The organism is Pseudoflavitalea sp. G-6-1-2 (genome assembly GCF_012927185.1).
Lineage (GTDB): Bacteria > Bacteroidota > Bacteroidia > Chitinophagales > Chitinophagaceae > Pseudobacter.
On the sequence record NZ_JABBGB010000001.1, the window covers coordinates 1,857,056 to 1,875,779 of the forward strand.

Below are 18,724 nucleotides of genomic sequence, written 5' to 3' on the forward strand. Positions count from 1 at the left end.
ACAAATATCAATAGGCGGGTAGTTGGAAAATGAAAAAATTATTCCAAATGTTGAATGGGCGGCAACTGCTTTTGTTTGAGTGCTTTGTGGTACCGGCGCATATATTTTTTGTTTCTTTTGACGCCCACATTGCTGGCGGCGCCGCTGAGCGTCATCTTTATCCAGTAATTGAATATGGAGCGATCGCGGAAGCGCGGGAAGTACACCACGCCGGTTCTTTTGGTATTCTTTTTACGGAGTACGATATGATTGGCCACCCAGGTGAGCAGTCGCGTAACAAAAGTGGTCTGGTCTTCGGCGCTCAGTTTCAGGAATTGCACATTGAGGTTGTGATAATACATATTCATGGTTCCCAAACTGAGATGGTCGCGGCCAACGGCATGCATCACCATAGTGTCTAATTGGCCTCTGCGAACTTTGATGCTCGTGAGCGGTAAGAGCACAGGATTGAGAATTCGCAGGTTGGCAGGCGACATCTGCACTTTGAGCACAAAACCCTGCAGACTGTCGGTATAACTTTCATCCATATGCAGTTTCACACCGATAGAGTCGAGGAAAGTGGCGCTCGCGCGAAGCCTCAGACTATCAGTTGAACCAAGATTGGTATTTCTGACAGGGGATAGCGATGCGTCGAGTTGAGAGAACCGCACCACACCTACTTCATTGGTCTTATTGCTCAACTCTGCGTAATTGGCTTTCATGTTGTGCAGCCTGATAGAATCGATAGAAAAGAAGAATGGGATCTTGCGTACCAACCCCGTAGGCAATGGTTTGTAAATGCCATGCTGAAAAGGTGGACGCTTATCCCTGAACACATCGATGCGCGGATGCGCAATGTCGATGGTATGAATACTCACCGTGCTATCCGCGAAGTATGGATACGGATCGAACTGTGTAATATGTACTGCTCCTGTACTTGCCCTGATATAATCTGTCTGGTAAGGATGCGCAGCAATAAATGCATCCTGATCCATAACAGGAGAGTATCTGAACGAATCGAGTGAGAGACTTTTTTCCGGTCTGCTGTACTGAACATTCTCCCAACTGAAATGATCAGCGCTTGTGGTGTAGTAGCCGGTAAATCGTTGCAATCTGATTGCAGGGCTATGCCTGAAGAACTTCTCCGATTCGTTCACCCAATCGGAATTGAACTGAAAACCCGCTACCAGTGCGGAGTCTATGTGAAAGGTTTTGTGTTTTAGGTTGTTTTGCTGATGCAGTTGCTGAATGCTGCACCGATCGATAAAACCAGAAAGCCCTAACTTCTTAGTGCGTTGCAATGCAAAATCGTGCATGCTGAAACTAAGAGCGGCAATAGATAATTCACTGCTGTCTTTGCCTTCGGTAGACAGTTGCAGCGCATGATTGCTGAAGTGGATCGATGCAGCGCGCAGCTGATCATGCGGCTTGCTGTGCATGCTTAGCCTTTCGATATCGATACGATTATTGGCTGTATTGCTTTTGAATCTGCATGCCGTGATTGCAGAATCTTTGTGAATGGTGAATTGCAGATCCGGGTTTATCAGCGACAAAACATTTACGGTAAGTTCAGGCCAGGGTTTGTTCTTTTGATGACTGCTTTCTTTTTGCTGCATGCGGAAAATTCCTGCCGGATCGTGTATGGAAATGTTATCGATACGTGCCGGTCCCCGTTCAAAAGATGCAAAGTATGGCGTGAACTGAAGCCTGGTGGCAGTCAGCTGCATCGTATCATTCGGCTCTGTGTACGCGAGCTTTACGTTATTGAGTGAAGAAGGCCGTTCGTCACTGATGGAGTATTCAGCAGCTTCGATGCTGGAGCTTCCCTGATTGAATTGGAGATTGTTTCCTTTCAGCAGGAACTCTTTCAGATCGAGCGGTGCATTGGGTGCTTTGATAATGCTTGTTGCCGCTGCCTGTTGTATAAAGGTATGGATCGATTGTTTGGGTGTGGTGAAACTGAAATCTGTATTGTTGAGCTGAATGCCATTCACATGCAGTTTGAGCGGAGGAAGCGGAGCGCTGCTGTCTTTGTGTTGCTTGGTAGCAATGGCCAGCTTTGCATTTTTCCAGCTGATATGGTCGATGCGAAGCAGTTGGATGCTGTCGTTGAGCAGCAGATCTTTCAGTGCTAGGTCCTGCGCTTTCAGGTTGATATTCCCATCCTTGCTTTTCAGATTGAACTGATTGATCACCAGCGATCGGCCACGGCCTTCGAAGAAGGCTTTGTTCATGTCGATACTGAGATGCGGAGTAGTAACGGTTCCTCTGGAAAAAGATAAGCCGTCCACAGCACGTTCGATAAACCCGGATGATCGGGCACTGAGCAGCCGTTCTGTGTTTACCTTGGCATTTACATGATTGAGGATAATGCGGGTATTGCTGTTGAGTTTGTAATCGAGCTCGCCATCGATCATACTGATCTGTTTGAGGTTGATGAGCGTGTCGAGAATGGTAAAGAGTTCGTAGATGGATCGTTTGTCTTTGCTGCCTTTTCCGGCGTTCTTCGCGTAGTTCATCACCGGGCGATGGAGAATGGCTTCGTTGGCTACGATATGTTTGTGAAAGAGCAGCTCCTGCCAGCTCAACCCTTTCAGTTCGAAGAGCGGCATATGATAATTGCGTTGTGCGTCTACGTTAGCGCCGTTTCTTGTGGTCACCGAAAAATTGTTTAACCTCACTGTGTTGTTGGTGAACCGGATGCTGTCGAACTGCAGGCGATAGGCGCTGTCTTTTCCATAAGCATCGTAATTGCGGATGGCCATGAGAAACTGCTCAACCGACACCGGTTGTTCTGCTTTGGTATCTACCACCACTTTGTAGAGTTCAAAATTGTTGTGGCTGCTGGCGAAAGTATTGATCTGATTGTCTTTCTCGGTTGTAACATTCACGCTGGCGTTCTTCACTCCGATATAGGCCAGTTGCATATCACTGGCGAGTCCGCGCAGCACGCGCTGCATCTCCGGCTTTTTATTGCGCTGATGCTGCATGAATCTGATGCTGTCTTCTTTCAGCCGGAGCGTAATATCGCTGTTCACCAGATAGACCGAATCCGCACGGATAAGGCCGTGCCGCGATAATGCCAGGAAGTCTACATTGGTGAGCTTCATGGTGTCTACGAACATGCTGAAATTGGCGGGTGAACCGGGATTGCGGAAAGCCAGGATGGTACAGCTGTCCAGCACTACCAGCTTCTGTCGGATATTGATGCCGAACCCCCTGAAAGCAATATGGTGCCTGCCATCGGGCAACGAAAAGCTTTGATGGTTTGTACTGAGCACTACATTGTCTGAGAAAAGAAATTTATCGAACTGCTTGTGCTTGCTGGTGTCTACTTTGAAATTGTCTATATGAAAATGCAAGCGCGAGATGGTGAGTGGCTGCAGTTGCGCATCGGTTTTATCGAGCAGTGTAATGCGTGCATCATCGATCTGAAAACGTTGGATGGAAAGAACAGCGAGTGCTTTCTCGATGCTCTCATAGATCTTTCCCATCTCTTCCGGAAGCGACAGGTGTTTTTCTTCGCTTTCTCTTCGTTTGGTGATGGTGATATCGGGGTTCTGCACCAGAATGGAATCGATCAGCAATTGCTTATCGAAAATCAGGGAACGCACCGACCGTACTGTCAGATGCAGTTCCCTGATGTGGAAGTTGTACCCCAATGCTTCTTTGGTGGTATCAACCGTATGAAATGAAATATTCTTTAGCGAAAGCTTTCTGCCGTAATTGTATTTGATCTTTCCGATCTCAACTTTCAGTTTGCCGTTCGATTGAAGGCTCACAATATCTTCGATGGCCTTTTCTGCATGATGTATGAACCAGATGTAGAAAACTGCCAGAAGGGCCACGAGTATTGCTACTGTGATCCCGGATATTTTCAACGCTTTTCTGGTCAGCTTAATAAAGGTCATCGAAGTGGTTTCGGATGTATCAGTAATTTACTGATTTATCGCGAACCATCAGCTTACTCCTGCGCCAGGATCTACTACATTTTCAGGTTTAACAAAATGTAGTTTTCCTGATGAGTCTTCAGCCATCAGTATCATGCCATTGCTTTCGATGCCTTTCATCTTGCGCGGAGCGAGATTGGCAACGATCACTACCTGTTTGCCGATGATGTCTTCGGGCTGGTAATGAAGGGCAATACCGGACACGATTGTACGCTTTTCGAAGCCAAGATCTACTTCGAGTTTCAGCAGTTTGTCTGCTTTGGCAACTTTCTCCGCGGAGAGGATGGTGCCTGTACGAAGATCGATCTTAGCGAAATCGTCGAACTGGATCACTGGTTTCACCGTGGCTGCGGTTGGTTCAACAGGAGCCGGCGCTGCTGCGGGTTTTACCAGATTGGCATGCAGCTTCTCCACCTGTGCTTTCACTACGTCTTCTTCAATTTTGTTGAAGAGCAGCTCAGGCGCACGGAGTGAATAGCCGACACTCAGCAGTTTTGTTTTACCTGCATTCTCCCATTCGAGCATCTTTTCCACCACTTTCATTTTCTGGAGCATCTTCTGAGCCGTGAATGGAAGGAATGGATTGATGAGGATGGCCAGGTTTGCAGTCAGCTGCAAACAGATATGCATGGTGTTGTCGATATCTTTCTGAAGCTCCGGATTGTCGGCGAGTTTCTTCTCTACTTTCCAGGGCTCTTTCGTTTGCAGGTATTTGTTGCCTTTGCTCGATAATTCGATCACTTCGGCGAGGGCATCTCTGAATTTGAATTGTTCGAGATGCGCTTCCACTTTGCCTTTGGTGATTTCGAACTCGGCCAGCATGTTCTTGTCTTCCTCTGTGAGGATGTCTGTATGCAGGGCCGGTACTTTGCCTCCGCAGAGTTTGTGCATCAGCACAAATGTGCGGTTCTCGAAGTTTCCGAACGATGCCACCAGCTCGTTGTTCACTCTGTCTGCGAAATCTTTCCAGGTGAAATCGTTGTCCTTCGTTTCGGGAGAGTTGGCGCAAAGTACATACCGGAGCAGGTCCTGCTGTCCGGGGAAATCTTTGATGTATTCATCGATCCATACTGCCCAGTTGCGGGAAGTGGATACTTTTTCTCCTTCGATATTCAGGAACTCATTGGCCGGAACGTTATCGGGCACTACATAACCGCCATGCGCTTTGAGCATGCTTGGGAAGATGATGCAGTGGAATACGATATTGTCTTTACCGATGAAGTGGATGAGACGGCTGTCGTCTTTACACCAGTAATCGGCCCAGTTTTCGGTGAGTTCTTTGGTGGCAGAGATATAGCCGATCGGAGCATCGAACCAAACGTAGAGCACTTTGCCATCGGTATCGGGAAGCGGAACTTTTACGCCCCAGTCGGAATCACGTGTCATGGCGCGGCTCTGGAGGCCGTTCTCGATCCAGCTTTTACACTGTCCGTATACGTTGTTCTTCCATTCTTTGTGGCCTTCGAGGATCCATTCTTTCAGCCATGGCTCATAGTTCTGCAATGGGAAGTACCAGTGTTTGGTTTTTCTCTTAACAGGAACGGCGTCGCTGAGTGAGCTGCGCGGGTTGATGAGCTGATCGGGACTGAGCGAAGTACCGCATTTTTCGCACTGATCTCCATAAGCGTTCTCGTTTGCGCAAACGGGGCAGGTGCCCACAATGTAGCGGTCTGCGAGGAAGAGTCCGGCTTTTTCATCGAAGAACTGTTCGGTTTCTTTCTCTTCGAAGAGTTTATCGTCGTAGAGTTTTTTGAAGAAAGCCTGAGCGGTTTCGTGATGAATTTTATTGGAAGTGCGGGAATAGATGTCGAAAGAAATGCCCATCTGCTCAAAACTGTCTTTGATAAGGGCGTTGTACTTGTCTACCACCTGCTGAGGGGTAACACCTTCTTTACGTGCGCGGAGGTTGATGGGAACTCCATGTTCATCGGAACCGCAGATGAATTTGATATCCGTTTTGCGTGCCCGTTTGTAGCGGACATAAATATCTGAAGGGAGATAGCAGCCTGCGAGGTGACCAATATGCACGGGACCGTTAGCGTAGGGCAGTGCTGCTGTTACTAAATATCGTTTGAAATCTGTCATTTGAATAGTTGAGCTTTTGTATCTGAATCATCAGAGGGTGGCTGCAAAAATACCGCAAAAGGGGGCAACGTCAAAATGCGCGGATTCGATAACTTTAGCGTATGAACCGTAAACATTTCCTGCGTTCCCTGGCGGTGGCCGGGGTAACGTTGCCCGCGATACCAGCATGGGCAGCCCCATTGAAAACTGCGCAACCTGCGGATAACGGGCAGAAAGCTGCTGATCCGGCCATGGATGCGGCAACCGGGAATGCAGACCTGCCGAAGATTCCGCCGTATCTGAAGCCTGGCGATACCATTGGAATTACCTGCCCTGCAGGATTCATTACATTGGAGGCCATCAAACCTGCCATTCAGCAGATGGAAAGCTGGGGTTACAAGGTTGTTCCGGGCAAAACGGTAGGCCGGAGGGATTTCACCTTCGGTGGAAGTGATGCCGACCGGGCTTCGGATATGCAGGATATGCTGGATGATCCTTCCATTAAAGCTATCATGTGCGCCAGAGGCGGGTATGGCGGGGTGCGGATCGTAGATCAGCTGAACTTCTCAAAATTCATGGTTCATCCCAAATGGATCATTGGATTCAGCGATATAACTGTCTTCCATTGCCATCTCAGCGCCAATTATCCTGTGGCGAGCATCCATTCTAAAATGTGCAATAGCTTCCCCGATGATTGGAGCAAGGCAGATCCTGCGCAGCAGGATACCATTCTGAGTATCAAAAGAGCGTTGTCGGGAACGCAGATGAGTTACAGCATTCCGCCTTCAGGGTTCAACCGTACCGGCTCAGCCGAAGGAGTACTGGTGGGCGGCAATCTGAAGACCATCGAAAGTCTGGCAGGCAGCAATTCTGAGATCAACACCGATGGCAAGATCCTGTTTGTGGAAGATACCGGCGAATACCTGTACAGCATCGACCGGATGTTCTGGAACCTGAAGCGTTCCGGAAAACTGTCGAAGCTGGCGGCATTGGTGGTGGGAGGATTCAAAGTAAAGGCCGATGATCCGGGTGAAGAATTCGGAAAAACCGTGATCGATATTGTGATGGAGAAGGTGAAAGAATTCAAATACCCTGTGTGTTTCGATTTCCCTGTAGGGCATCAGCGTAATAACTATGCATTGAAATGCGGAGTGATGCATTCATTGAAAGTTGACGGGGAAGGAGTGAAGCTAACGGAGAAATAATGCCATCCTGGTCAAAAAAAATACGTGTAGTGTTGGTGGACGATGCGGCATGGTGTGCATCCCTGGTAACCGGAGCTGGCGCTACGCTTGCTTTGGTGGGAGCTTACCGCCTCGCCGGTGATCTGGCGGCGGCTAACGGAGCACATATTGCTGCGTTCAGCACTTTGAAAACGGCTACCGGAAGATTGTTGAATACAATCAGTTGCAGGTATTCACTGGCTTGCTGGTGCCACAAACCAGACTGGGCATCTGGGCACGCAATAGTCTGATGCGTTTGCCTGTATTGGGGACAATATCTGCAATGGAACGCAAATTAAACAAGAGCAAACCTGCTGTACTTTCTGAATATAAATAGAGTCAGCCGTTAGTATTGGTATACACTATAAAGACCGGAGGATACTTTTTTTACCGGGTATTGATTAGCTCAGCGGCCTGTTTCAAGTGAGACAGGCCGCACTTATTTTCGTATGTTTTCAAAAGTGGTACCTGATTGTTTCCTGTCTGCATTTTTCCTGATAGGCGGCATTGCATAACTGCCGGATTCCTGCCTTATTTCCGCATAAGCGACATGGTTAGAGAATATTTCAAAAAAAGTTCGCTCCTGGCTAGTAAAAAAAACACCGGATTTTGTTTTCAGCATGGACTGCGTACAAAGAGGGAAAAAAAATTTTCTTGCAGTACGCAAAATGCGAACAATATTTTATAACTTTATTTTGGAATTGAGATGAGAGTACATCTTGTGAAAAAACTAACCTTATTGCGGTATGCAAATGAAAACGCCAGGTTCAGAAGTATAGTCAGGTATTGGCTGAAGAAGCTACAGCAGGCCAATTGGTGCAATACGGCAGACATACTGCACACATTTGGAACCGCAGATATCATCGGCAATGGAACAGACAGGGTGGTATTTGATTTGGGTGATCAGTGCAGGTTGATTTGTCATTATGTATTTGGCGTGCAGGAGGTACACTTGTTTGTGTGTTGGATAGGAACACATTCGGATTATGATGAACTGTGCCGGAAACGGATGCAGTATTTTGTTAGAGCGTATTAAAACTTTTTTATGGAAATAAATCTTCCTTACAAGGTTATCAGAACTGATAAGCAGTACTATGAATATGCAGATATTCTCGAACAGCTTACAATGGTGAAGAAGAGAACGAAGGCGCATCAGGAAACCATCGATCTGCTAACGTTGCTCATAGAAACTTATGATGCGGAACATACCCCGGAAGAAGAGGATATCGATCCGGTGGATTTGCTGAAGTCGCTCATGAAAGATCATGTCTTGAAGTCGGTGGAGCTTGCTGAAGAATTAGGAATCAGCAAGAGCCTGTTGTCTGATATCCTGCATTACCGCAGGGGATTTTCCAAGGAGATCATCCGGAAACTGGCTGAACGCTTTAAGCTAAGGCAGGAAGCGTTCAACAGACCGTATAAACTCCTACCTTCATCCAAAACATCAGTACTCAAATGATTAAAATTCCGGATTATCTTAAACCAGGTGATACCATCGGTATCGTATGTCCTGCTGGATACATGGCCAAAGAAAAAGCGCAGACCTGTATCGATGTGCTGCAGCAATGGGGCTATAATGTAAAAGTGGGCAGCACGCTGGGAAGCAGTTCGGATAATTATTTCTCCGGCACTGATGCCGAGCGCCTGCAGGATCTGCAACAGATGCTGGATGATGATACAGTGCAGGCCGTACTCTGCGGAAGAGGCGGTTACGGAGTTGGTCGCATTATCGATCAGATAAATTTCAGGAAGTTTAAAAAACACCCGAAATGGCTGATTGGTTTCAGTGACATTACAGTGCTGCATTCGCATATCTATGCCAACTATAAAATAGCCACGTTGCATGCGCCGATGGCGGCAGCTTTCAATGATGATGGCTTCAAAGGCGAATATGTACTTTCTCTCAAGAATGCATTAGAGGGCAAAAAGGCTAAGTACTCCTGTGTGCCGCATGTATTCAATAAAAAAGGAGAAGCTGTGGGCGATCTGATTGGCGGAAATCTGGCATTGCTTGCGAACATTACAGGCACCGCTTCTCAGGCTAAGACCAAAGGTCGGATTTTGTTTATCGAAGATGTAGGAGAGTATCTGTACAGTATCGACAGGATGTTCTATCAGTTGAAACGAAGCGGTCAGCTTGATAAACTGGCCGGGTTGATCATCGGTAACTTTACGGATATGAAAGATACTGAGCGGCCGTTTGGAAAAACAGTGAATGAGATAATTCAGGATATAGTGAAAGAGTACGATTATCCTGTTTGTTTTGGATTTCCGGTAAGTCATGGTAAAGAGAATTACGCGCTGAAAGTGGGCGGTGGGTATAAGTTGAAAGTGGGCGCAAATAAGGTGGCGCTGGAAGAATAAAAGCTGCTTTTGTTTCCCGACATTATTCCTTCTCTTGTTATCGCACTGGTTTTTATTTTAAAACCTACATGGTTATTTTATAGCCTGAAGTAACAGTATTGCATAGCTGCGAAATTATTTTGAAAAAAGTTGATGCGCGACTAGTAAAAAAAACACCGGATTTTGTTTTTAGGGAAATAGGTGGGTATGAATTATGACAGGTATGAGTTTGGATATGTGTCGGAAGACGCCAGAGAATTCAGATTTTGCAGTAGTGGCCCGAAGGGGGAGATTGAGATGAAAGTTCAGATGGATGATATCAGTATGCCCCAGGCCTGCAACTTGTCATTCGGCAATTTATTGCCAGATGGAAGCGTGGATGATCAGGTCATAAACCGAAATCTTGATAGAAATAAGGTGTTGGCAACTGTAGCGTCCGCTGTATTTACATTTACTGCAGTATTCCCTGAGAAGAAAATTCTGTTTGTCGGAAGCTGCTCGGCAAGAACAAGATTGTATAGGATGGCAATTGCTAATAATCTGGAAGAGCTTTCTATAAACTTCGACATCTATGGAATTAAGAGCGCAGGTGGATTATATTATCAGGAACCCTTTAGCAAAGGAGTAGATTACTCCGTATTATTAATTCAAAGAAAAATGTATGAAAACTGAAAAAACTCAAAAAAAGAAAAAGTTTAAAGGTGGGGTGTATTATGGTGTTAAATGGATTGTTGATCCGTCAATGAATGCTGAAAACAGGAAAGTAATGTTTCCTGAAAAACTGGCAAGAGTAAATGAAATTCTAAGTAAGTTGGTTGTAAACCCTGAGGCTATGAATAAGTAATTACAAGCCTTCTCATCTTGTCAGAAAGCGATAATTCCCCCCCCCCTGCTACTCATAATTCCTCAAAAGTCTCTACTTTTGGTCATAATTAAGATCGATTGGATTTCCTCCAGTCATAGTCAAAATCTATAGCCGAAATTATGACCTTCGTTCAACTCGAATATATCGCAGCCGTTGATACCTTCCGGCATTTTGCCCTCGCCGCCGAGCATTGCTTTGTTACCCAACCTACTCTGAGCATGCAGATCCAGAAGCTGGAAGAAGAAATGGGCATTAAGATCTTCGACAGAAGCAAGCAGCCTGTGGTACCCACTGAGGCCGGAATGGAGATCATCGAACAAGCCCGCAAAGTACTGGCAGAGCGCAATCAGATCAACGAAATTGTTCAGCACAGGCGTGGCATCCTCACGGGAGAACTCCGCATCGGCATCATCCCCACACTGGCTCCTTATCTTCTGCCATTATTCGTTCCTGCGTTCAATAAGAAATACCCGCAGGTGAAACTGATAGTGCAGGAAATGCGCACCGAAGAAATCATCAGCAGGCTCCGCGAAAGCCGCATCGATACCGGCATTCTCGTAACCCCATTGCAGGAAAAAGGCATCAAAGAGCATGTGCTGTTCTATGAAGAGTTCCTCGCGTATGTGTCCCCTAAAAACGCGGCATACAAAAAGACTTACGTACTGCCACAGGACATCGATCCCGGTAAACTCTGGCTGATGGAAGAAGGACATTGTTTCCGATCGCAGATCGTAAATCTCTGCGAACTGCGAAAAGCCACAGAGATGGGAACTCAATTCGAATATGAAGCAGGCAGTATCGAAACGCTACGGCGAATGGTAGAACTCAATGATGGCATCACCATTCTTCCTGAGCTCACCACCATGGACATGGATGCAAAGAAAATGCAGCTGGTAAGGCATTTCAAAAAACCTGCACCAATGCGTGAAGTAAGTGTGGTTGTGCACCGCGATTTTGTGAAGAAAAGATTGATCGAAGCGCTGAAAGAATCCATCACTACGGCTGTGCCCGACAAAATCAGGAAGAACAAAAACCAGAAAGTTGTTCCGGTCGACTGATCATTTTTTCAGCAGCGAATCCATCTTTTGCTGATACAAGGGAAATTTCGGCAGATCGTTGTGGCCTCCATCTTCAATGGTTACAAACTCATCTCCTGTTTTGAGAGAAGGTTTCAGTTTGCTTGCATTGCGATAAGGGATCACGCCATCGGAAGTTCCATGGAAAATAACTACAGGGGCAGTTACTTCTTTCAGATACTCCCAGGTGGGAAGTTTGTATTTGATCATCCTATCCATCGGATAGATCGGCAGTCTCGAACTCCATATGCTGGGGAGACTGTAGTAAGGTGTTTCGAGTATCAGCCTGTTGCAGTCCCTCTTTGCTCCCAGCCAGGCTGCAATGCCCGATCCCATGCTTCTTCCGTATAAGATGATGCTGTCTTTGGAGTACTTGGCGCGTGCGAGTTTGTAAAGCAGCAAGGCCCAGTCGTATAACTTTTGCTCGGAGAATGTGCCGGTGCTTTTACCGAATCCGGGATAATCGAGCATCCATACTTCGTATCCGTTGCGGGTGAATACAGGAGCGTTCTGCGCATATGCACCGATATTATGGCCATTACCATGAAAGTAAAGCACTACTCCTTTGGGGACAGAATCTTTTGTAGTGAACTGAATCACGTTGATGTTTACATCAGCAGAGAAGGGGAGATTCACTTCACGGTAAGGAGAATCGAATTTGTACTTGTATGTTTTCTCCAGCGCCAGCGGATGGAACATGAAGTAATCCTGCAAGCCGTAAATGAGGATGCCGATAACGCAGTAAACCAGCACTAATATTTTGATCCAGCGGATGATCTTTTTCCTGTTCATATCCTTGTAATGGCGTGCAATTTAGGTTGGATGGGCTTATTCTTTCAGAATATCTCTGATAAAATTATGGTATTCCGGAAAACTGGTGAGGTTGTTATGTCCACCTCCATGTATTCTGATCAGGGTGATCCTTTCTGGGTTGATCGCCTGCAGTTGCTCACTGTGCCGGATGGGAATCAGCCAATCTCTTGTGCCGTGAATGATGTAAGTGTGGCACTGCACTTTCCTGATCCAGATATCTGTTCGGAGATGATATTGCAGCACAATATTCACCGGCAGTATCGGTAAGAAGCGCCTGACCACTTTCTTAAAATTGTAATAAGGACTATCCAGAATGAGGTAGCGCGGATTATTATCCGATGCTATCTTGGTGGCAAACCCGCTGCCGATGCTTCTTCCGTACAAAATCAGGTGATCTTCGGGGTATTGTTTTTTCAGCGTGTTGTATACAGACTGCATATCGGATAACATATCTTCTTCACTTCGTTTGCCGGTGCTTTTGCCGAAGCCGCGGTAATCTACCATCACCACATCGTAATCATAGCGATAGAAGTCGCGCGCGTATTTCGCCCAACCCTTGATGCTGCGCGTGTTTCCGTGGAAGTAGAGGATCAGCCCTTTTGCATCTTTCCGATAGAAATGCAATCCGTTTATCCGAACACCAGGCTCGATTTCGAAGAACAGTTCCCTGAACGGAACATCGTATTTGAACTGAAAATTGGCAGGAAGTTTTTCAGGTTTGAAGATAAATCTGTCCTGAACAAAGTATGCAATGATGCTGAGGGCCGCAATTCCGATGATGATATACCAGACGAATGTGGGCAAATGCAGTTGGTTTGTACCTAAGATAGCGAAAGATCAGGGAATAAAGAAAGCCCCTTCGGTATGCTGCGAAGGGGCTTCGAATATATTGAATGAGGATAGCTTAGTATTCTTCTCCGGGGTCGAATACCCGTTTCAGGTTGAGATTGGTAACCGGCGCTACGATCAGCGGGAACTTCTCTACCGTTACATTGCTCACGTCGAGACCAAATCCTTTTTCTTCTGAAAGACTCCAGTCTTTGATCCAGAAATAGAGTTTCATGATCATTCGCTCAGTGATTGGCAGCTCGATATCCTGACTGAGGAATTTCTCCATCACAATGAACTGAAAATCGCCCACCACATTGTTGCGTTCGAGACTTTCGTAGCGGCTGGTGATATTCACTTCTTTGTTGGCTACGAGATCGGCCACCACTTTGCGGAACATGAGATTGATCTTCGGCTCGATTCTGAATCCGAGCCTGAATTCCACGCGGATGATATCGTTTGGAATGATATGGTCTACACTGTATTCTGTAGTATACGGATCGTCGAGTGTATCAACGTGCACAAACCAGTAGATGTCTGCACGTTTGGGTTTCTTGTTGAGTATGGAGTAGATGATCTTATGCTCGATCTCCTTAGGGTTATTCGCACTGGTGAGATATACCAGGTGAGTGGCGTATTTGGGAACGGTTTTGTCGTTGCTGAGTTCCTGAATCTGCGGAATGTAATGTTCGAGACGCACAAACTCCACGTAGCGGTTCTTGATCTTGCGCGCGCGATACCAGATATACATCACGGCAAAGAGTGCGCCGCCTACTATCAGGGTTACATAACCGCCGTGCGGGAATTTATCGAGGTTGGCAGATAAGAAGCTCAGTTCTATGCTGAGGTATACTGTGAGAAAGAGGTATATGAAGATGGGCTTTACTCTGCGGCTTACCATGTAATTGGCGAAGAGGATGGTGGTGGCGATCATGCACATGGTGATGGCTAATCCGTATGCCGCCTCCATTCTGGACGATTTCTGAAAGTAAAGCGTGATGCCGCAGCATCCTACAAACAACATGGTATTAATGCCGGGGATGTAGAGTTGTCCGCGTTCTTCCGTAGGATAGTTGATGCGCATCTTCGGCCACTGGTTCAGTCGCATGGCTTCACTGATGAGTGTGAAAGATCCGCTGATCAATGCCTGGCTGGCAATGATCGCCGCAGCCGTAGCGATGATGATACCGGGAATCACAAACCATTGTGGCATGATGGCGTAGAACGGATTGAAACCAGCAGCGAGCATATCGGCTCCCATTTTATGCCCTTCAAAATTGGCCAGCAGAAAAGCACCCTGTCCGAGGTAGTTGATAATCAGACAGCTCTTTACGAAGATCCAGGAGCGGCGGATATTTGAACGGCCGCAGTGACCGAGATCGGAGTAAAGGGCTTCGGCTCCGGTGGTGCAGAGGAATACGGCGCCGAGGATCCAGAATCCTTTCGGATAGGTGGTGAGCAGTTCGATGGCGTAATGCGGACTGAATGCTTTGAAAATATGCAGGTCGTCGCTCAGGTGGATGCTTCCCAGCGTGGCCAGCATCAGGAACCAGCAGAGCATGATCGGACCGAACATCTTTCCGATGCTATGCGTGCCGAACTGTTGCAGAAAGAAGAGCACCGTGAGTACGCCAAGTACAATGTATACGATGGTAGAATCGGGGATAGGCCCCAGTTCTTTGATATTTCGCAAACCTTCGATGGAAGAAGTGATGGAGATGGGCGGAGTGATCATACCATCGGCAAGCAGGGCTGCGCCGCCAAGCATGGCCGGCAATACCAGCCATTTCTTCTGTCGTCTCACGAGGGCATACAACGAAAAGATGCCACCTTCTCCGCGGTTATCGGCCCGGAGGGTGAGAATTACATACTTTACTGTTGTTTGTAATGTGAGCGTCCAGATGATGCAGGAGAGGGCTCCGAGGATCAGTTTTTCCGTGATCACCTTATCGCTGATGATCGCATTCAGAACGTATAAAGGGGAGGTACCGATATCGCCATAGATAATTCCTAAAGCAATCATTAAAGTGCCTGCCGTGACTTTATTAATATTTTTGCCCACAGTGAGTTAGCTTATCCCGTTTCAAAGGGTTTTACAAAAAATAATGGCGCCCGGTTATTCCTGGGCGCTGATGCAAAGGTATAAGCAAAAAATTGAATCCGGGAGCGGCTTTTTTGCACTATTCCCAAATGAACATAAATACTTAAAATTAGTCGTAAATTTTGGGTGTGGAAAACACATTGCTTAATTTGGCGTATATGAAAAACGGAATGAAACCCCGGTGGAGCCTGCTTGCCATTCTGCTGGTAGCAGCGCTGCTTCCCCTCACATCATTGGCCCAGAAAATTGCCTACTCGGAACCGGAGCGCGAAGACAACCGACGCACCAATTTCGAGATCATCGGCAAAGTGGGCGCCAATATCCTGGTGTTCAAAAATAATCGCAGTGAAAATGCTATCAGTGTGTACGACAACGATATGAAGCTGATCAACCGTGTGAAGCTCGATTATATGGACGACCGCTGGATCAATGTGGATTTTGTTCCCTATACCGATCATGCCTGGATGATCTACCAGTTCCAACGCAAGAATACCGTTTACTGCATGGCAGTAAAACTCAATGAAGAAGCCAAAAGACTCACCGATCCCATCGAACTCGATACCACACGCATCGGATGGTCGGCCAACAATAAGATCTACACCACCGTTTTCAGCGACGACAAACAGCAGATAATGGTGTTCAAGATCAACAGCCGCAATCAGAGAAACTTTCTCTTCACCACCATGTTGTACGATGCCGAGCTGAAATTGAAGCAACGGCATAATTTCAATCTTCCGATGGAAGAGCGCAACGATTACCTCACAGATTTTCTGGTGGATAATGAGGGAGACCTGGTTTTCGGAAAGTTCAGAAGAAAGAACAGCAGCGATTACGTTACCGATCTGCATATGCTCGTGAAAAAGAGCGACCAGGAGAACCTGGCCGATCACAGGCTCAACGGCGAGGAAAAGATTCTGCTGGACGAAGTAAAGATCAAACTCGACAATACCAATCGCCGCTTCCTCTTCACCGCTCTCTACTACAAACAGAAACGAGGCAATATCGAAGGGCTCTACACGGCGGTGTGGGATAAAGCCACCGATAGCTTGCTTCGCGAAAATACCATGGTGTTCAGCGAAGAGCTTCGCAAGCAGGCCAAAGGCTCCGATGCCAATCTGCGTATAGCTTTCAACGATTATTTCATTAAAAATATCATCATCAAAAAAGATGGCGGCTATATTCTGGCGGCCGAATCGATGTACACCACTTCCCGCGGCGGAGCCTTCAACCGCTGGGATTACATGGGCTGGGGTAACCCCTGGGCTTACCCGATGGATTACTATTCCTGGAACTATTACAACGCGCCCTGGTCTTCTCCCTGGAACCGGTACGGCAACAGATGGGGTGGCATGCAAAGCACGCGCTACTTCGCTGAAAACATTATGGTGCTGAGCTTCGACAAAGACGGACAGATGGTATGGAACAACGTAATTCCCAAGAGCCAGTACGACGATGATACCGATGATCTCATCAGCAACTACATCATGAATACAGGCGGGCAGCTGCACTTCCTTTTCAATGTTTATGAAAGAAGGACCCTCATCTTAAACGATCAGAGCGTAGATGCCGATGGTAAAATTACGAGGCATCCTACGTTGAAGGGGCTCGATAAAGGCGCTGACTTTATGCCCAGAATGGGCAAACAGATCAGCAGCCGCAGCATGATAATGCCTTGTGTGTATCGAAACTATATTACTTTCGCAAAAATAGATTTCTAAACTCTTTTTTGCGTGACAGGAACCTTTAAACAAAAAAACTCCGGCAATGTGCTCGTATTGCTGGTTTATGGTTTAATACTCAAATTCAGCATCTTCCTGCATCCGCAGGCACCTCTTCAGCAACCTGATGATCATTTTCTGTATCGATGGCTGATCAGCTTTTTGCATCCGCTGAACCTATGGCCAGGTGTGTACTCGCTGATCTCTTACCTGTTATTGTACAGTCAGGCTTTGCTGCTCAACAGAGTGTGCAATGCGCAGAAAATGATGGCGAAGCCGAGCTACCTCGTAGCCATGAGTTATATGCTCACCACTTCGCTGATAGTGGAGTGGAATTATTTCTCTGCTCCGCTGCTGATCAATTCGCTGCTGATCTGGTTGTTCTATCGCCTCAATACTTTGTATAATTCTCCCAGACCGGGTTCGGTGGTGTTCAATGCCGGACTGATAATGGGTTTCATCACACTGCTCTATCAGCCGGCGATAGTATTTGTGTTGTTCCTGATGTTCGCCGTGTTTATAGTTCGGCCATTCAGAATAAAGGAATGGCTGATCGGATTGCTGGGAGTAACAGCTCCTTATTATTTTTTGGGGCTGCTGCTGTTTCTCACCAATCAGTGGGACTGGAAAAAGATACAACCGGATATTTCCTTTAGTCTTCCTCCGATGCCGGGCTCCATATTTGTTACCATCAGCATTGCATTGCTGGTATTGCCATTCATCATCGGCGGATTTTACGTGCAGAATAACCTCAGCAAAATGTTCATCCAGGTAAGAAAGAGCTGGAGTTTGTTGCTGGTTTGTCTGCTGATTTCCATGCTCATCATCCTCATCAATGGCGGCACCAATTATGTGAACTGGAGCCTCTGCATAGTGCCGCTGGCGGTATTTCATGGGGCGGCCTATTTTTATCCGCACAGCAGATTGTTTCCGGCAATTATGCACTGGATCATATTCGGATATGCTTTGTATGTGAATTACTGGCTTCCTGCATGATTCAACTGCTGAAACCAATTCTATTTCCTAACTTTGCAATCCTCAATAGATACTCATTATGAAATTTGGCGTTGTAGTATTCCCCGGTTCCAACTGTGACAGAGACATGCAGGACGCACTGCAGAACGATTTTAACAAAGAAGTGATCATGCTCTGGCATAAAGACAAGAACCTCAGCATGTTCAGCACAGACGACTGTATCGTTCTTCCCGGTGGCTTCTCTTATGGCGATTATCTCCGTTGCGGAGCCATTGCACGTTTCAGCCCCCTGATGCAGAGTGTGATCGAATTCGCCAACAAAGGCGGTAAAGTACTGGGTGTGTGCAACGGATTTCAGGTGCTTTGCGAAGCAGGATTACTGCCGGGAGCACTCTTACGCAATGCAAATCAGCAATTTATCTCCAAGAATATTTACATGAAGGCCCTGGGTTCAGACAAAGCCCTCAAAATTCCTATCGCACACGGAGAAGGCCGCTACTACGCCGACGAAAAAACTCTGGATGCACTGGAAGCCAATGGCCAGGTGATCTACAAATACTGCGACGAAAACGGATTCATCACTGCTGAATCCAATCCAAACGGGGCGATCCGTAATATCGCCGGTATCCGCAATTCCAATGGAAATGTATTCGGAATGATGCCTCACCCGGAGCGCGCTTCTACCGAAGCATTGGGAAATATCGACGGACGTACCGTGTTCAACGCCTTGTTGATAAACCCGGATGCCGCATTGGTAAAGGGTTCCGCCGAGTTGGTCAACTTTTAAAC

General features: G+C 46.8%; 14 protein-coding genes and 1 pseudogene. 10 read left to right on the forward strand and 5 right to left on the reverse strand.

Annotated elements, in window-relative coordinates; genetic code table 11:
- Positions 1–38: 38 nt before the first annotated feature.
- Together HHL16_RS07745 and metG are read right to left on the reverse strand one after the other, a co-directional pair.
- The gene (locus HHL16_RS07745; RefSeq protein ID WP_169424551.1) at positions 39–3,890 is read right to left on the reverse strand and encodes a hypothetical protein; all 3,852 of its coding nucleotides are present in this window, start codon (positions 3,888–3,890) and stop codon (positions 39–41) included.
- A 48-nt stretch (positions 3,891–3,938) separates the two neighbouring features.
- Positions 3,939–6,023, reverse strand: a pseudogene (metG, locus tag HHL16_RS07750) (methionine--tRNA ligase); the annotation flags it as partial.
- Between the two features lie 92 nt (positions 6,024–6,115).
- On the opposite strand from metG, the gene HHL16_RS07755 reads away from it, so the two are divergent.
- From HHL16_RS07755 to HHL16_RS07790, 7 genes are all read left to right on the forward strand, one after another.
- Entirely contained in the window at positions 6,116–7,198 is a 1,083-nt protein-coding gene (locus HHL16_RS07755) for an LD-carboxypeptidase (protein WP_169424553.1), read from the forward strand.
- A complete protein-coding gene (locus tag HHL16_RS07760) occupies positions 7,198–7,467 on the forward strand; it encodes a hypothetical protein (protein WP_169424554.1) in 270 nt (89 codons plus the stop codon). The genes HHL16_RS07755 and HHL16_RS07760 overlap by 1 nt, the downstream gene beginning before the upstream one ends.
- A gap of 794 nt (positions 7,468–8,261) precedes the next feature.
- Complete coding sequence (locus HHL16_RS07770) at positions 8,262–8,675, forward strand: helix-turn-helix domain-containing protein (RefSeq protein WP_169424556.1); 414 nt, start codon at positions 8,262–8,264, stop codon at positions 8,673–8,675.
- The gene (locus HHL16_RS07775; protein ID WP_169424557.1) at positions 8,672–9,580 is read left to right on the forward strand and encodes an LD-carboxypeptidase; all 909 of its coding nucleotides are present in this window, start codon (positions 8,672–8,674) and stop codon (positions 9,578–9,580) included. The genes HHL16_RS07770 and HHL16_RS07775 overlap by 4 nt, the downstream gene beginning before the upstream one ends.
- Positions 9,581–9,766: 186 nt before the next feature.
- Complete coding sequence (locus HHL16_RS07780) at positions 9,767–10,231, forward strand: hypothetical protein (RefSeq protein ID WP_169424558.1); 465 nt, start codon at positions 9,767–9,769, stop codon at positions 10,229–10,231.
- Positions 10,221–10,403: a hypothetical protein gene (locus tag HHL16_RS07785; protein WP_169424559.1), complete on the forward strand. Its 183-nt coding sequence runs from the start codon at positions 10,221–10,223 to the stop codon at positions 10,401–10,403. Before HHL16_RS07780 ends, HHL16_RS07785 begins: the two co-directional genes overlap by 11 nt.
- Before the next feature lie 140 nt (positions 10,404–10,543).
- Complete coding sequence (locus HHL16_RS07790) at positions 10,544–11,482, forward strand: hydrogen peroxide-inducible genes activator (RefSeq protein WP_169424560.1); 939 nt, start codon at positions 10,544–10,546, stop codon at positions 11,480–11,482.
- Here HHL16_RS07790 and HHL16_RS07795 read toward each other — a convergent pair whose 3' ends face one another.
- The 3 genes from HHL16_RS07795 to HHL16_RS07805 all read right to left on the reverse strand — a co-directional run bounded on the left by HHL16_RS07795 (position 11,483) and on the right by HHL16_RS07805 (position 15,164).
- A complete protein-coding gene (locus HHL16_RS07795) occupies positions 11,483–12,292 on the reverse strand; it encodes an alpha/beta fold hydrolase (protein ID WP_169424561.1) in 810 nt (269 codons plus the stop codon).
- Positions 12,293–12,328: 36 nt separating this feature from the next.
- Positions 12,329–13,117 carry an alpha/beta fold hydrolase gene (locus tag HHL16_RS07800; protein WP_169424562.1) on the reverse strand — a complete coding sequence of 263 codons (789 nt, stop codon included), beginning with the start codon at positions 13,115–13,117 and terminating at the stop codon, positions 12,329–12,331.
- A gap of 100 nt (positions 13,118–13,217) precedes the next feature.
- Positions 13,218–15,164, reverse strand: a complete 1,947-nt coding sequence (locus HHL16_RS07805) for a KUP/HAK/KT family potassium transporter (protein ID WP_169424563.1) — start codon at positions 15,162–15,164, stop codon at positions 13,218–13,220.
- A 236-nt stretch (positions 15,165–15,400) separates the two neighbouring features.
- On the opposite strand from HHL16_RS07805, the gene HHL16_RS07810 reads away from it, so the two are divergent.
- The 3 genes from HHL16_RS07810 to purQ are packed head-to-tail and all read left to right on the forward strand — an operon-like array spanning position 15,401 to position 18,722.
- On the forward strand, positions 15,401–16,960 hold the full coding sequence (locus tag HHL16_RS07810) for a hypothetical protein (protein ID WP_169424564.1): 1,560 nt from the start codon (positions 15,401–15,403) through the stop codon (positions 16,958–16,960).
- Between the two features lie 12 nt (positions 16,961–16,972).
- Positions 16,973–17,956, forward strand: a complete 984-nt coding sequence (locus tag HHL16_RS07815) for a hypothetical protein (RefSeq protein WP_169424565.1) — start codon at positions 16,973–16,975, stop codon at positions 17,954–17,956.
- A gap of 58 nt (positions 17,957–18,014) precedes the next feature.
- Positions 18,015–18,722, forward strand: coding sequence for a phosphoribosylformylglycinamidine synthase subunit PurQ (gene purQ, locus HHL16_RS07820; RefSeq protein WP_169424566.1), 708 nt, complete (start codon positions 18,015–18,017; stop codon positions 18,720–18,722).
- The last annotated feature ends 2 nt before the right edge of the window (positions 18,723–18,724 follow it).